At 53.0% G+C, this 13873-nt stretch carries 12 protein-coding genes; 1 reads left to right on the plus strand and 11 read right to left on the minus strand.

Annotated elements, in window-relative coordinates; all coding sequences use genetic code 11:
* From A6395_RS02795 to hrcA, 6 genes are all read right to left on the minus strand, one after another.
* Positions 1 to 641 (minus strand): RsmE family RNA methyltransferase (locus tag A6395_RS02795; protein ID WP_071397786.1); only part of this gene is annotated, 641 nt, incomplete at its 3' end.
* A gap of 3 nt (positions 642 to 644) precedes the next feature.
* Positions 645 to 1583: a 50S ribosomal protein L11 methyltransferase gene (gene prmA, locus A6395_RS02800; protein ID WP_070326982.1), complete on the minus strand. Its 939-nt coding sequence runs from the start codon at positions 1581 to 1583 to the stop codon at positions 645 to 647.
* Between the two features lie 18 nt (positions 1584 to 1601).
* Positions 1602 to 2708 carry a molecular chaperone DnaJ gene (gene dnaJ / locus A6395_RS02805; protein WP_071397787.1) on the minus strand — a complete coding sequence of 369 codons (1107 nt, stop codon included), beginning with the start codon at positions 2706 to 2708 and terminating at the stop codon, positions 1602 to 1604.
* A gap of 109 nt (positions 2709 to 2817) precedes the next feature.
* Positions 2818 to 4641, minus strand: coding sequence for a molecular chaperone DnaK (gene dnaK / locus A6395_RS02810; protein ID WP_071397788.1), 1824 nt, complete (start codon positions 4639 to 4641; stop codon positions 2818 to 2820).
* Between the two features lie 29 nt (positions 4642 to 4670).
* Entirely contained in the window at positions 4671 to 5243 is a 573-nt protein-coding gene (gene grpE / locus A6395_RS02815; protein WP_071397789.1) for a nucleotide exchange factor GrpE, read from the minus strand.
* Between the two features lie 17 nt (positions 5244 to 5260).
* The gene (gene hrcA / locus A6395_RS02820; RefSeq protein ID WP_070326978.1) at positions 5261 to 6283 is read right to left on the minus strand and encodes a heat-inducible transcriptional repressor HrcA; all 1023 of its coding nucleotides are present in this window, start codon (positions 6281 to 6283) and stop codon (positions 5261 to 5263) included.
* Positions 6284 to 6474: 191 nt separating this feature from the next.
* Here hrcA and A6395_RS02825 point away from each other — a divergent pair, with 191 nt between their 5' ends.
* On the plus strand, positions 6475 to 7080 hold the full coding sequence (locus tag A6395_RS02825) for a DUF1054 domain-containing protein (protein WP_070326977.1): 606 nt from the start codon (positions 6475 to 6477) through the stop codon (positions 7078 to 7080).
* A gap of 37 nt (positions 7081 to 7117) precedes the next feature.
* Here A6395_RS02825 and hemW read toward each other — a convergent pair whose 3' ends face one another.
* The 5 genes from hemW to lepA all read right to left on the minus strand — a co-directional run bounded on the left by hemW (position 7118) and on the right by lepA (position 13684).
* The gene (gene hemW, locus A6395_RS02830) at positions 7118 to 8272 is read right to left on the minus strand and encodes a radical SAM family heme chaperone HemW (RefSeq protein ID WP_070326976.1); all 1155 of its coding nucleotides are present in this window, start codon (positions 8270 to 8272) and stop codon (positions 7118 to 7120) included.
* Between the two features lie 66 nt (positions 8273 to 8338).
* The gene (locus tag A6395_RS02835) at positions 8339 to 9523 is read right to left on the minus strand and encodes a DUF1015 domain-containing protein (RefSeq protein WP_071397790.1); all 1185 of its coding nucleotides are present in this window, start codon (positions 9521 to 9523) and stop codon (positions 8339 to 8341) included.
* A gap of 12 nt (positions 9524 to 9535) precedes the next feature.
* Complete coding sequence (locus tag A6395_RS02840) at positions 9536 to 10699, minus strand: phosphoglycerate dehydrogenase (RefSeq protein WP_070326974.1); 1164 nt, start codon at positions 10697 to 10699, stop codon at positions 9536 to 9538.
* The gene (serC, locus tag A6395_RS02845; RefSeq protein ID WP_071397791.1) at positions 10677 to 11753 is read right to left on the minus strand and encodes a 3-phosphoserine/phosphohydroxythreonine transaminase; all 1077 of its coding nucleotides are present in this window, start codon (positions 11751 to 11753) and stop codon (positions 10677 to 10679) included. Before serC ends, A6395_RS02840 begins: the two co-directional genes overlap by 23 nt.
* A 107-nt stretch (positions 11754 to 11860) precedes the next feature.
* On the minus strand, positions 11861 to 13684 hold the full coding sequence (gene lepA / locus A6395_RS02850) for a translation elongation factor 4 (protein WP_070326972.1): 1824 nt from the start codon (positions 13682 to 13684) through the stop codon (positions 11861 to 11863).
* Positions 13685 to 13873 lie beyond the last annotated feature (189 nt).

Raw genomic sequence — 13873 nt, forward strand, 5'->3', positions numbered from 1 at the left:
GTCCAGGCGTCTACTTCCTGCTCGTCAAATCCGCCTTCCGGACCGACAATCAACAAAAGACGCTGCCCGCGCTCAAGTGATTGGAAGACAGCCGCGAGGCCAGCTTGTTCCCCTTGCTTCGCCGACTCTTCATAAGCGATGACGACCGCATCGTAATTAGAAAAGTCGTCTAGCAGGTCACGCGACGAGACGTACGCGCACGTCGGGACGACGGCCCGGTACGACTGTTCGGCCGCTTCTTGCATGATTTTCTGTAGCCGTTCAACTTTCTTAGGGGCTTTTTTTGCGTCCCATTTCGCGACCGATCGTTTCGACTCGAACAACTTCAAATGATGCAACCCGAGCTCGGTCGCTTTTTGAGCGACGAGCTCGACTTTATCACCTTTCGGCAGTGCGTAGGCGAGCGTCACATCAACGGGCAGTTCAGTCGTCGCCTGCCGCGCTTCGAGTACTTTTGCCGTCCCCGATTTTTTTTCGAGCGCAATCACCTCACAGACGTACTCGACACCTGTACCGTCTAACAACACCATCTGATAACCCGGTCCCGCCCGCAACACCGTCCCGATATGATGGACGACGTCTTGCGGCAATGCGACCGTGTCTGTTTTAAACGCATCACGTTGTAAGAAATAGCGTTGCATGGCTTACCCCTTCTTCGCGATGATGGCGACCCAGTCTTCCATGACTCGCGTCTCTTCGATCGAGAATCCAGCCGCCTTGAGCGCTGCCGTCACTTCATCTCGTTTTTGGCCGATGATACCCGACGTGATGAAATAGCCGCCTGGTTTGACGCGCACGTAAGCATCGTCAACGAACAGCATGATGACGTCGGCTAAAATATTGGCGACGATCAAGTCATACTCACCGCTCATCCCTTTCAACAAATCACCCGTCTTGACGTCGACGACGTCTAGAACGCCGTTCGTCTCGACGTTTTGGCGGGCCGATTCGACCGCGACCGCATCCAAATCGAGCGCCTCGACTCGTTCCGCGCCAAGCTTCGCCGCCGCGATGGCAAGTACGCCTGAGCCCGTCCCGACATCGATCAAGCGGTCACCCGGTTGAATATAGTTCTCGATTGCTTGAATGCACAGCATCGTCGTCGGGTGCGTCCCGGTCCCGAACGCCATACCCGGGTCGAGCAAGATCACGTTCTCTTCCGGTTGTGGCACGTATTCTTCCCACAGCGGCACGATCGTGAGATGTTGCGAGATCTTGACCGGTTTATAGTACTGCTTCCACGAGTGGGCCCAGTCCTCCTCATCCATCTCGAGCGCCGTCACGGTACCAGCGCCGACTTCAAAGATATTTCGCAGCCGTTCAATTTCTTTTTTCAGTGTCGAGAGCGTGTCCGGTAGGTCGCCTGAGACAGGAACGTACGCTTTCACGTGGACACCCGACGTTGGATACGTATCGCGGCCGGATTCGTCCCAAATCTCTCCGAAATGATCTTCTGCCATCATCCGGTCGTAGTCTTCGACGTCCTCGATGACGACACCTTGTGCCCCCACTTCATGTAGTAAATTTGATACGGCTTCGACTGCCTGCTGTGTCGTGTGGACACAAATTTCAGACCATTTCATCGCTTGTACACGCTCCTTTTACTGGCTAAAAAACTTTTTCATCTTTTGGAAGAGGCCGTGCTGTTCTTCCACGCCCGCTTCTCCGCTGATCTCTTCAAACTCGCGGAGCAATTCTTTTTGACGATCTGTCATGTTCGTCGGTGTCATGATGACGATATTGACGTACTGGTCGCCGTTGCCGCCGCCGCGAACGCTCGGCATCCCTTTTCCACGCAAACGGAATTTCGATCCGGTCTGTGTTCCGGCTGGCACTTTCAAGCTGACCTTGCCGTGCACGGTCGGGACTTCGAGTTCGGCGCCGAGTGCTGCTTGCGCGAACGTGACCGGCATCTCCATCGAGATGTGCTGGTCGACACGCTCGAAGATTTCGTGCGCCCGAACGCGGACGACGATGTAAAGATCGCCGGCCGGGCCACCGTTAGCGCCAGGACCACCTTTGCCGGACATGCGGATCTGTTGGCCGTTATCGATACCGGCCGGAATTTTGACTTCGACTTGCTGTGTCTTCTTGACGTGACCAGAGCCATGGCACGTTGTACATCTCTCTTTGATCGTCTTGCCTGTCCCATGACATTGGCTACACGTCCGCTGATTGACCATGCGACCGAGCACCGTGTTCTGTTCGACCGTTTCGACACCGCTACCGCCACAACGGCCGCACGTCTCTGGTTTCGTCCCCGGCTTGGCACCACTGCCCATACACGTGTCACATTCGACTTCAATCTCAAGGTCGATCGTTTCCGTTTTACCGGTCACGCTCTCCATGAAGTCGAGGTCGACGACGTATTGATAGTCTTCTCCGCGTCGCGGTGCGTTTGGGTCTTGACGACGTCCGCCGCCGCCGAAGAACATGTCGAAGATGTCGCCGAATCCGCCTTGGAAGTCACCGCCGCCTCCGAACTGGCTCGCTCCTTCAAATCCGAAGCGGTCATACTGGGCCCGTTTCTGCTCGTCTGACAGCACTTCATACGCCTCACCGAGCTCTTTAAATTTATCGGCCGCATCCGGCTCTTGGTTGATGTCTGGGTGGTACTCTCGTGCCAATTTGCGGTAGGCCCGTTTGATGTCTTGCGCCGAGGCCGATTTGTCTAGGCCAAGCACTTCATAATAATCTCGTTTCGCCACGTTACTCTCTCCTCTTTACTGTTTCAAGTTCGATTTTACCGATTCTACCTTAACATGGAAAGAGCCAAAGCAGAAACCTGCTTTGGCGCCATCCAATCTATCGGTTGCCTTATTTACGATCGTCGAGATCTTCAAACTCCGCGTCGACGACGTTATCGTCTTTCGCTTCTGTTTGTGTCTCAGCGCCTTCAGCACCTTGCTGTTCAGCCATGTTCGCATATACTTTTTGCGTCAATTCTTGTACGACTTCAGATAGCTCATCTTTCGCCGTACGGATTGCTTCGAGGTCTGTACCTTCAAGTGCTGATTTTGCTTTTTCTTTCGCTGCTTCGGCTTTGTCTTTATCCGTTGCGTCGACTTTATCTCCAAGGTCTTTGATCGCCTTGTCCGTCGCGAAGACGAGTTGGTCCGTTTCGTTACGGAGCTCTGCTTCTTCTTTACGCTGTTTGTCTGCTTCCGCGTTCGCTTCCGCTTCTTTCACCATGCGCTCGATTTCAGCCTCGTCGATACCTGAAGACGACTGGATCGTGATCGACTGCTCTTTGTTCGTACCGAGGTCTTTCGCCGATACGTGAACGATTCCGTTCGCATCGATGTCAAACTTGACTTCGACTTGCGGGACACCGCGTGGTGCCGGCGGGATGTCCGTCAACTGGAAACGACCGAGCGTCTTGTTGTCAGGCGCCATCGGGCGTTCACCTTGCAAGACGTGGATGTCAACGGCTGGCTGGTTGTCTGCCGCTGTCGAAAAGACTTGTGATTTCGATGTCGGAATCGTCGTGTTGCGATCGATCAACTTCGTCATCACGCCACCCATCGTCTCGATACCGAGCGAAAGCGGAGTCACGTCGAGAAGGACGACGTCTTTTACGTCACCGGCAAGGACACCGCCTTGGATCGCTGCGCCGAGGGCAACGACTTCGTCCGGGTTAACGCCTTTGAACGGCTCTTTCTTCGTGAAATCGTGAATCGCTTTTTGGACCGCAGGGATACGTGTCGAACCACCGACGAGGATGATCTTGTCGAGGTCAGACGGCGTGAGGCCTGAGTCTTTCAACGCGCGGCGAGTCGGTTCCATCGTGCGCTCGACGAGGTCTGCTGTCAATTCATCGAATTTCGCACGTGTGAGTGTTGTTTCAAGGTGAAGCGGGCCAGCTGCTCCTGCTGTGATGAACGGGAGGCTGATGTGCGCGCTTGTCACGCCTGAAAGGTCTTTCTTCGCTTTCTCGGCTGCATCTTTCAAACGTTGGAGCGCCATCTTGTCTTGCGCGAGGTCGATGCCGTTCTCTTTTTTGAATTCAGACACGAGATAATCGATGACTTTCTGGTCAAAGTCGTCTCCACCGAGTCGGTTGTCCCCTGCTGTCGCGACAACTTCAAACACGCCATCTCCGAGCTCGAGAATCGAGACGTCGAACGTACCGCCACCGAGGTCATAGATCAAGATCGTGTGATCTTCACCTTTGTCGAGGCCGTAAGCGAGCGCCGCTGCTGTCGGCTCGTTGATGATCCGTTTGACATCGAGACCGGCAATTTTCCCGGCGTCTTTCGTCGCTTGACGCTCAGCGTCGTTAAAGTAGGCAGGAACTGTGATGACCGCTTCAGTTACGGACTCACCAAGGTAGTCTTCTGCATCTTTTTTAAGTTTTTGCAAAATGATGGCCGAAATTTCTTGTGGCGTGAATTTCTTACCGTCGACTTCGACCGTATGTGACGTTCCCATATGACGCTTGATCGATTGGATCGTGTTCGGGTTCGTGATCGCTTGACGCTTCGCGACTTCACCGACTTGACGCTCTTCCCCTTTGAATGCGACGACAGACGGTGTCGTACGGTTCCCTTCTGCGTTTGAGATGACGACCGCTTCGCCACCTTCCATAACTGCTACACAAGAGTTCGTTGTTCCTAAGTCAATTCCGATAATTTTAGCCATTGTCTATTCCTCCATCTAGTTAAGTAATTTTATTCCGAAACTTTTACCATGCTTGGACGAATGACGCGTCCGTGCAACGTGTACCCTTTTTGAAGCTCCATCGTTACAATCCCAGACTCGAACTCATCACTCGGTTCTTGCATGACCGCTTGATGATAATTCGGGTCGAACGGCTGACCGACCGCTTCGATCACTTCAACGTTCTCGGCGTTTAACACGTCGAGCAATTGACGGTGGATCATGTCGACACCCGCTTGAATCTGTTTAGCGTCATCCGATGACGCTTCGACTTGAAGCGCACGCTCAAAGTTATCGATGAGCGGAATCAGTTTCTCGATGACGGCTTGCGAAGCAAACTTGACGCGTTTCGCGTTCTCTTCGTTTGTTCGGCGACGGAAGTTGTCAAAATCAGCGCGAATCCGAAGCTCGCTCGCTTTGAGCGCTTCGATTTCTTGTTGCAAATCTGGTCCCTCAGAACTTTCTTCCACTATTTCAGCATTTGAAACCTCGTCAGCGTCCACAGTCTCTGACTGCAACGCGTCGAAATCTTTCTCTTCGAGCACTTCTTCTTGGTCTGGCCCGTTTTGATTTTCAGTAGTCATATTGAGGCTCCTTTCGTTCACTCTTCTAGTTTCGTTCGCCTTAACGCTTCAATGATCTGTCCCATCATCCGTACCCCGTGCCGATAGTCCATCCGGGTCGGACCGATCATCGCGATCGTCCCGAACGTCTTGCCATCGAGCGTATAGTCCGAGGTGATGACGCTACAATTTTGAAGCGCAAGAATCCCATTCTCGCTCCCAATGCTCACATAAATCTCGCGATTTGGCAACGATTCGAGCCAGTCGGTCAACCGTTCTTGCTCGTCGATCCACTCTAGGAACGGACGTAACGTATCGAGCGTTTGAAACTCGGGTTGGTTGAAAATATTTTTCTTTCCACCAAGATACAGCGAGGTCGGATGATGCACCCCGACGGTCGCTTGAATGAGTTGCATCATTGATTCATATTGTTGTTGATGAGCGAGGCGAAGGTTTGACACTTCTTCTCCGATACGGAACTTCAGTTGACCGAGCGGAGTTCCTTTTAGACGATCGTTTAAAAATCGGATTGTTTGTTCGACCATATCCGGCGCCATCGGCGATTCGAACACGACCGTTCGATGTTCGACGTGCCCTTGATCCGTTACAATCAAGACGACACCGCGCCGTTCATCGAGCGGCATCAAATCGATCCGTGCCAGCCGGTTCATCTGACTGCTCGGGCCGAGCGCTACCGTCGTATAATTGGTCAAGTCAGAGAGTAGGTCAGCGGCTTGACGAATGAGGACTTCTGACTCTTGGGCGGACGCCCGCAAGCGCTCTCCGAGTCGATACGTTTCCCGCTCGTCGATGAGTTTCGTCTCGACAAGGTGATCGACGTAATAACGATACCCGACTTCAGACGGGATTCGTCCTGCTGAAGTGTGCGGTTTTTCAATCAAGCCCATGTCTTCTAAATCCGCCATGTCGTTTCGGATCGTCGCCGAACTGAACGACAAATCATCCCGTTTCGAAAGCGTCCGAGAACCGACGGGCTGGGCTGTCTGAATGTAATCATCAATGATCGCTCGTAAAATGAGCAATTGTCTCTCTGTCAGCACAACATCACTCCTCTCTGAAGGATTGGCCTCACTTTTACTAGCACTCATATTTGCTGAGTGCTAATCACACTTCAAATTCTATCACGTTCTCCTTATTTGTCAATTCAAATGCATCATTTTTCCGTTGATTGAAAGTCATTCGAAATGCATCTTCCGCGCACTTTCGGTATGATACGAATTGAGGTGATCATATGTTTACAACTAAACAATTTAACGTGTTTACGCAAGACGGGCTCGACGCCCGCATGTCAGGTATTCGCGCGGATATTCAACCGCTGTTCCATCGCATCTATGACGAGGTCGGTCCACAACTTGAAGCCGACGTCGGCATCCCGCTCTATCTCCACGTCGCCAAGCACGCCCGCCGGACGGTCAATCCGCCGAAAGATACGTGGATGGCGATCTGCCACGACAAGCGCGGCTATAAAAAGCATCCCCATTTCCAAGTCGGTCTGTTTGACGACCGGGTGTTCGTCTGGCTCGCGTTCATCTACGAGATGCCAAACAAAGAAGCAATCGGCAAACGACTCATGACAATCGACTTTAAACATGAATTTCCCGACTTCCATCTCGCCGGCGATCATATGAAAAAAGAAGCGTTCTTGATCGAAGAGACGTCCTCTGCGTCAATCGATGCCATCGTCGAGCGCTTCGCGACCGTCAAAAAAGCCGACTTCTTGATCGGTCGTCAACTTTCGGCCGATGCCTCGATCCTCCAAAACGAAGCGGCGTTCCTCGCCCTTGTCGAGGACACGTTCGGACGGCTCATGCCGATCTACCGCGAGCTCGTTCTCTAACTAAAACAGGCGAATCCGACATCGGATTCGCCTGTTTTTACGTTGTCACATCATTTAATCGTGCCTCACCGATGAATGCCGCGAACGCCTCGTTGGCGAGCGGGAGTCCCGATTCGGTCAACCGGACGTGCGTGTCCGTCGTTTCAATCAACTGTTTCGCTTTCAGTTCGGACAAGACGTGCCCGAACACCGACTCCATCGAGACACCGTACTTCGTTTCGAACGTCTCGAACGACACACCGCTGCGCATCCGGAGTCCGAGAAACAACTCTTCTTCCATCCGCTCGAACGTCTCGAGTGTCGTCGTACTTCGAACCGGTAAACCTTCCGCCTTGATATAGTGCGGGATCGGCGCGACGTTCGCCCGGCGCTCGCCGTTCAAGTAACTGTGAGCCCCGGCTCCGAAGCCGTAATACTCCTCGTTCCGCCAATACACTTGGTTGTGACGGCTCTCCCGTCCCTCGACACTGTAGTTCGAGATCTCGTACTGCTTGAGCCCACGGCGTTCGAGCGTCTCCATGACTTTCAAGTACATGGCGACTTCGATGTCCTCACCCGGCAGACGAAGCTTGCCTTTGCGGTCTTGGATCGCGAAGACGGTGTGCGGTTCGAGGATCAAGGAATAGGACGAGACGTGTTGGATCGGCAGTTTGAACGCCAAGTCGAGGTCCCGTTCGATCTGTTCGAGCGTTTGCTCCGGTAGTCCGAACATGAGGTCGATCGAGATGTTGTCGAACCGTTTCGCCGCCTCCGTTACCGTCGCGAACACGTCATCCGCCCGATGCGTCCGCCCGATCCGTTCAAGCCCGCCGTCGTCGAACGTCTGGACGCCGAAACTGACGCGGTTGACACCGCCTCGTTTCATCGTATCGAGCTTTTCGGCGCTCACAAAGTTCGGATTCGCCTCGACCGAGTATTCTATATTCTTTGTAGCGAGCGGGAGCAAGTGCCGCTCGACCATGTCCATGAGACGTTTCATCTGCACCTCATCGAGCGCGGTCGGCGTTCCTCCGCCGATAAAGATCGTCTCGATCTCATCTGTCGGATATTGTTCAAGCGATAGGACGATCTCTCGTTCTAACGCATCTAAATAGTCATCAACCGGTTGGTTCTTTAAGAACACCTTGTTGAAATCGCAGTAATAACAAATATGTTCACAAAATGGAATGTGAAGATATACGGCTTTAGCCATGGCGGCCACCCCTTTCTTCTCCTTCCATTTATAACGCTTTTTACGTCTTCACGCCACTGTCTGCATTCAATCGAAACGATGGATGAACAATCCGCTCTTCAGTTTCGGCTCGAACCAAGTCGATTTCGGTGGCATCTGTCCGGATTCATCGGCGACCTGCATCAACTCTCCCATCGCCGTAGCATGACATGTCAACACGACGACATCCGGTCGTTCGGCCAACCGTTCTAGTTGTTCGACGGCGTCTGAGCCGCCGACGAAGTCAATCCGATTATCGGTCCGGACATCGTCCACTCGGAAGTACGGTTCGAGAATATCCCTTTGTAGCGTGGCAACGTCGAGAGCCGTGGTCGACTGTCGTTTCGTCAACGCATACTGTTTGCCGCGGTAAGACAATCCGAACGAACCGCGCGCTTGCGGAACGATGAGGCCGTCAGTCGACAGCACTTCGTACGAGAACGAAATCCCGTCCAATAAAGCCGCGACTTCTTCAGGCGTAACATCGGTCAACAGCCGATGGTACGGCAAGATCGTCAACTCGTCGCTCGGGAAGAGCACGCCTAAAAAGTGATCGCGTTCTAGTTTCGATTCACCTTCAGGCAGTTCTCGCGCCGCGACGACAGCCGCCGCTTTGGCCCGATGATGCCCGTCGGCGATATAGATGGACGGGATCGTCGCCCCGATCATAATGACACGCGCCTGGTCTTTCGGCGGCACCGCATAGCCTTCGTGCAAGACACCTTGACTGTCCGTGAAGGAAAACAGAGGTCGTTCGTTCGTTGCGGCTTCAAGGACGCGCCGTAACGCCTCGTCCGGCTCATGGCTCAGTAAAATAGGTCCGGTGTGCGCTTTCGTCGCCGCCACATGTTCGACCCGTTCCCGCTCTTTCACTTCTCGTGTATGTTCATGGATTTTGATCCGGCCCGCCTCATAATCTGCGACCGAAAACGTCGCCACGAGACCGGTTTGACGCCGTCCTTGACTCGTCAGCCGATACACGTAAAAGCCGTTTGCCTGTTCTGTCAGTTCAGTCTCGTACAATCGTTCCAACTCGGCCCTCGCACGACGCCCCCACGCTTCGAGTGACAGGTCAGCGACAAACAGTTCCGGCTTATCGATCGAGAGAAATGAGTTCGGACGTCGCTCGACGTCTCCTCGTGCCTGTTCGACGTTCACGACGTCGTACGGGTCGGCCGCCACAGCTTCAGGATGGGCCGGCATATACGGTTTAAACGGTTTAAATATGACCATATTGATCCCTCCTTAAAATTCACGGACGCGCATGACGCCCTCGATGTCGTACAAAGCATGCACGGACAGTTCTTCTTGTTTATGGTTATCGATGTCGATCATCGTGTAGGCCACATCGTTCCGGCTGCGATTCACCATGTTATCAATGTTGATCCCGTTCTCGGCGAGCCGGCTCGCGATTTGACCGACCATGTTCGGGACGTTCAAATGCAGCACCGCCAAGCGTCGCTTGCCGACGTATGGAAGTTCAGTGTCCGGGAAGTTAGCGGAATTCCGAATGTTTCCGGTCTCTAAATATAGTTTCAGCGTATCGACGGCTTGAATCGCGCAATTCACTTCGGATTCTCGTGTCGAAGCCCCAAGATGCGGAAAAGCGACGACTTGCGGGTGGCCGAGTAACGCCTGTTGCGGGAAGTCTGTAATGTACGTCGCCACTTTATCTTGTAACGCCTCAATCAAGTCAGCGTCGTTCACGAGCTCGCCGCGGGCGAAGTTCAATAACGTTACTCCAGGCTTCATCCGTTTGAACCAACTAGCATCGATCAAGTTGCGTGTGTCGTCCGTCAGCGGCATATGGATCGAGAGCAAATCGACGTCTCTAAGCAAGTCGTCTAAATGCTTGGCTCGTTTTACTTGCTTTGATACGTTCCACGCCCCATCGACCGATAAATGCGGGTCGTACCCGACGACGTCGACACCGAGCTGGAGCAGGTCGTTCGCGAGCGACGCCCCGATCGCGCCGAGACCGACGATGCCGACCTTCTTGCCTCGTAATTCAGAGCCTACGAAACGGCGCTTCTCGTCTTCCATCGCCCGCTCAAGTAACGCTTGGCTCGGGAACGTTTGCTCGTTCACCCAACGCGCGCCTTCAAGGATCGGCCGGACCGATAAAAGCATGCTCGCGAGTACGAGTTCTTTGACCGCGTTCGCGTTCGCCCCTGGTGTATGGAACACGACGACGCCTTGACGCGCCAAGCGCTCAAGCGGGATGTTGTTCACCCCAGCCCCGGCCCGGGCGATCGCGAGCAAGTACGGGGGAATCTCGGCGTCGTGAACGTCATGGCTCCGAATGACCCAGGCATCGGCCTGCTCCACTGCGTTGACGGCGTATTCTCTCGGCTCAAAACGCTCTAGCCCAGCTGATGCGATTTGATTATATGTTTTGATGTGGAACATCGTATCCCTCCTGTTCAAATGCTTGCATCACTTCAATTAAACGAATGACCCCTTCGAGCGGCATCGCGTTGTAAAGACTGGCTCGCAGCCCTCCGACCGAGCGGTGGCCACCAAGTTCGATCAATCCACGTTCCTCGGCAAACTGTTGAAACGCTTGATCCGTCTCGTCCCGTCCCGTCGTGAACGGAATATTCGTCAATGAACGGATATCTCCTGTGACGAGCGACCGGAACAACGTTGAGCCGTCTAAATAAGCATACAATCGCGCGCTCTTCTCACGGTTGCGCCGTTCCATCTCGACGACGCCACCCGTCCGTTCGACCCAGGCGAGAACCCGTTCGGCGACATACATGCTAAACGTCGCCGGTGTGTTCAAAACGGTGTCGGTGTGACGGGCGTAGTTCAAATAACTTGGCAAATCGCGGTCGACAATCAAGTCGCGACGAATGATGACGACGCTTAACCCGGCCGGTCCGATATTTTTTTGGGCGCCTGCGTACAGCAGACCGTAGCGGCTCACGTCGATCGATTCCGCCAAAATATTGGAGGACACGTCCGCGACGAGCGGGATGCCTGTATCCGGAAGCGTCGTATAACGTGTCCCTTCGATTGTATTGTTCAACGTCAAATGGAGATAATCGGCGGTCTCGCCATCCCCTTCATAGTCAGGCAGTTCCCGATAGTTCGAACTCGCCGAACTGCCGACGACGGCGACGTCTCCATAGTGGCGGGCATCAGTGATTGCTTTTTTCGACCACGTGCCGCTGTCGAGATAAGCGAAACGCCCTGTCGTACGCAAGTTCATCGGAATCATCGAGAATTGGAGCGTCGCCCCGCCTTGCAGCCAAAGGACGGCGTAATCGTCTGAGATGTCCATCAACCTCCGCAGCCTCGCTTCGAGCGCCTCGGTAATCGCAATGAAGCGCTCCGAACGGTGGCTCATCTCGACGATCGAGACACCCGTTTTTTGATAAGACAGAAACTCGTCTTGCACTTCTTGTAGTACCGATTTTGGCAAAACGCTCGGCCCTGCTGAAAAATTATAGACGGTCACCGCTACTCCTCCTCTATTTTTCTGTAAGTGGGTACTATTCCGTACCGGACGTCACGAATCCTGCCAAATGAAAAAAATCGCCCTTATCCATGGATAAGGGCGACCACTCATTCTTCGTCCATCGACAAGACGGACATGAACGCTTCTTGCGGCACTTCGACGGATCCAACCATCTTCATGCGTTTTTTACCTTCTTTTTGTTTCTCGAGAAGTTTACGTTTCCGCGAGATGTCGCCGCCGTAACATTTGGCAAGGACGTTTTTACGTAACGCCTTGATCGTCGACCGGGCGACAATTTTCGTGCTGACCGCTGCTTGGATCGGCACTTCGAACTGCATCCGTGGGATCAGCGCCTTTAACTTTTCAACGATGACTTTCCCACGTTCGTAGGCGAAGTCGCGGTGAACGATAAAGCTGAGCGCATCGACGAGCTCGTTGTTGAGGAGAATATCCATCTTGACGAGGCGTGACGGACGATACCCGATCAAATCATAGTCCAGTGAGGCATAGCCTTTCGTACTTGATTTCAATTGATCAAAGAAGTCGTAGACGATTTCACTGAGCGGAATATCGTACGTGATTTTAACACGGGTCGTATCGATGTACTCCATATCGATAAAACTGCCACGTTTCTTCTGACAAAGTTCCATGATCGAGCCGACGTAATCGTTCGGTGTCATGATCGCCGCTTTGACGTATGGCTCTTCGATCAATTCAACTTTTTGTTGCTCAGGCATCTTCGACGGGTTGTCGACGTGGATGACGTCTCCTGACGTCGTCGTGACGTGATAGATAACCGACGGTGCCGTCGTGATCAAGTCGATTCCAAACTCGCGCTCGATCCGCTCTTGAATGATTTCCATATGAAGCATACCGAGGAATCCGCTACGGAAACCAAATCCGAGCGCTTGTGACGTCTCGGGCTCGAACTCGAGTGCCGCATCAGACAACTGGAGCCGTTCAAGCGCTTCACGCAAATCGTTATACTTGGCCGCATCAATCGGATAAAGACCGCAGTATACCATCGGGTTCATCTTACGGTAACCAGGAAGTTGCTCGGTCGATGGGTTTTTAGCTAGCGTGATCGTATCACCGACACGAACGTCGCCAACCGTTTTAATCGATGCCGAGAGCGTACCAACGTCTCCGACATTCAACTCTTTCACAGATAACGGTTTCGGTGTCGAGACACCAAGATCCGTCACTTCGAACGATTTACCGGTCGACATCATTTGAACTTTATCCCCGACTTTGACAGAACCGTTGACGACTCGGATCGAGGCGACGACGCCACGATACGCATCGTAATACGAGTCGAAGATCAAAGCCTGAAGCGGTGCTGACGGATCTCCCGTCGGCGGCGGCACAAGCTCTACGATCTGTTCAAGAATTTCTTCAATCCCGATTCCTGCCTTGGCAGAAGCCGGCACCGCATCACTGGCGTCCAGTCCGATCACGTCCTCGATCTCTTGACGGACGCGTTCGACGTCAGCCGACGGTAAGTCGATCTTGTTGATGACCGGGATGATCTCGAGGTCGTTGTCGAGTGCGAGGTAGACGTTTGCGAGCGTCTGCGCCTCGATCCCTTGGGCGGCATCAACGACGAGGACCGCACCTTCACACGCCGCGAGTGAGCGCGAGACTTCATACGTGAAGTCGACGTGTCCAGGCGTGTCAATCAAATGAAGGATGTACTCAACTCCATCTTTTGCGGTATAGTTCAATTTAACAGCGTTCAATTTGATCGTGATGCCACGTTCCCGTTCGAGATCCATCGCGTCAAGCGTCTGTTCTTTCATTTCACGCGCCGTAAGCGCACCAGTTCTCTCGAGAATCCGGTCAGCTAGCGTCGACTTACCATGATCGATGTGGGCGATGATGGAAAAGTTGCGAATCTTCTTCTGACGGTTCTCTAATTCTTGTTTGTTCATATATGGGTTCACCTATCCTTCTCATGCATACCGTGTCATTATATCAAAATCCTAAGTTAATGTGTACGACCTACTACAACAATACCACATATAGTTTTCAGAATAATCATCAAGTGGTTGCTTTTCGAATAACCGTTTGCTACAATTGTGCTTGTTCTGTTGAATGATTACTTGAAGTAATGAGAACAT

Origin of the sequence: Exiguobacterium sp. SH31 (assembly GCF_001816105.1) — a bacterium.
Classification (GTDB): Bacteria; Bacillota; Bacilli; order Exiguobacteriales; family Exiguobacteriaceae; genus Exiguobacterium; species Exiguobacterium aurantiacum_A.

Bases quoted from the DNA above. Each gene is read 5' to 3' on its own strand.
- prmA (WP_070326982.1), bottom strand. From the start codon at position 1,583: ATGAAATGGTCTGAAATTTGTGTCCACACGACACAGCAGGCAGTCGAA.
- dnaK (WP_071397788.1), bottom strand. From the start codon at position 4,641: ATGGCTAAAATTATCGGAATTGACTTAGGAACAACGAACTCTTGTGTA.
- grpE (WP_071397789.1), bottom strand. From the start codon at position 5,243: ATGACTACTGAAAATCAAAACGGGCCAGACCAAGAAGAAGTGCTCGAA.
- A6395_RS02825 (WP_070326977.1), top strand. From the start codon at position 6,475: ATGTTTACAACTAAACAATTTAACGTGTTTACGCAAGACGGGCTCGAC.
- hemW (WP_070326976.1), bottom strand. From the start codon at position 8,272: ATGGCTAAAGCCGTATATCTTCACATTCCATTTTGTGAACATATTTGT.
- A6395_RS02835 (WP_071397790.1), bottom strand. From the start codon at position 9,523: ATGGTCATATTTAAACCGTTTAAACCGTATATGCCGGCCCATCCTGAA.
- A6395_RS02840 (WP_070326974.1), bottom strand. From the start codon at position 10,699: ATGTTCCACATCAAAACATATAATCAAATCGCATCAGCTGGGCTAGAG.
- lepA (WP_070326972.1), bottom strand. From the start codon at position 13,684: ATGAACAAACAAGAATTAGAGAACCGTCAGAAGAAGATTCGCAACTTT.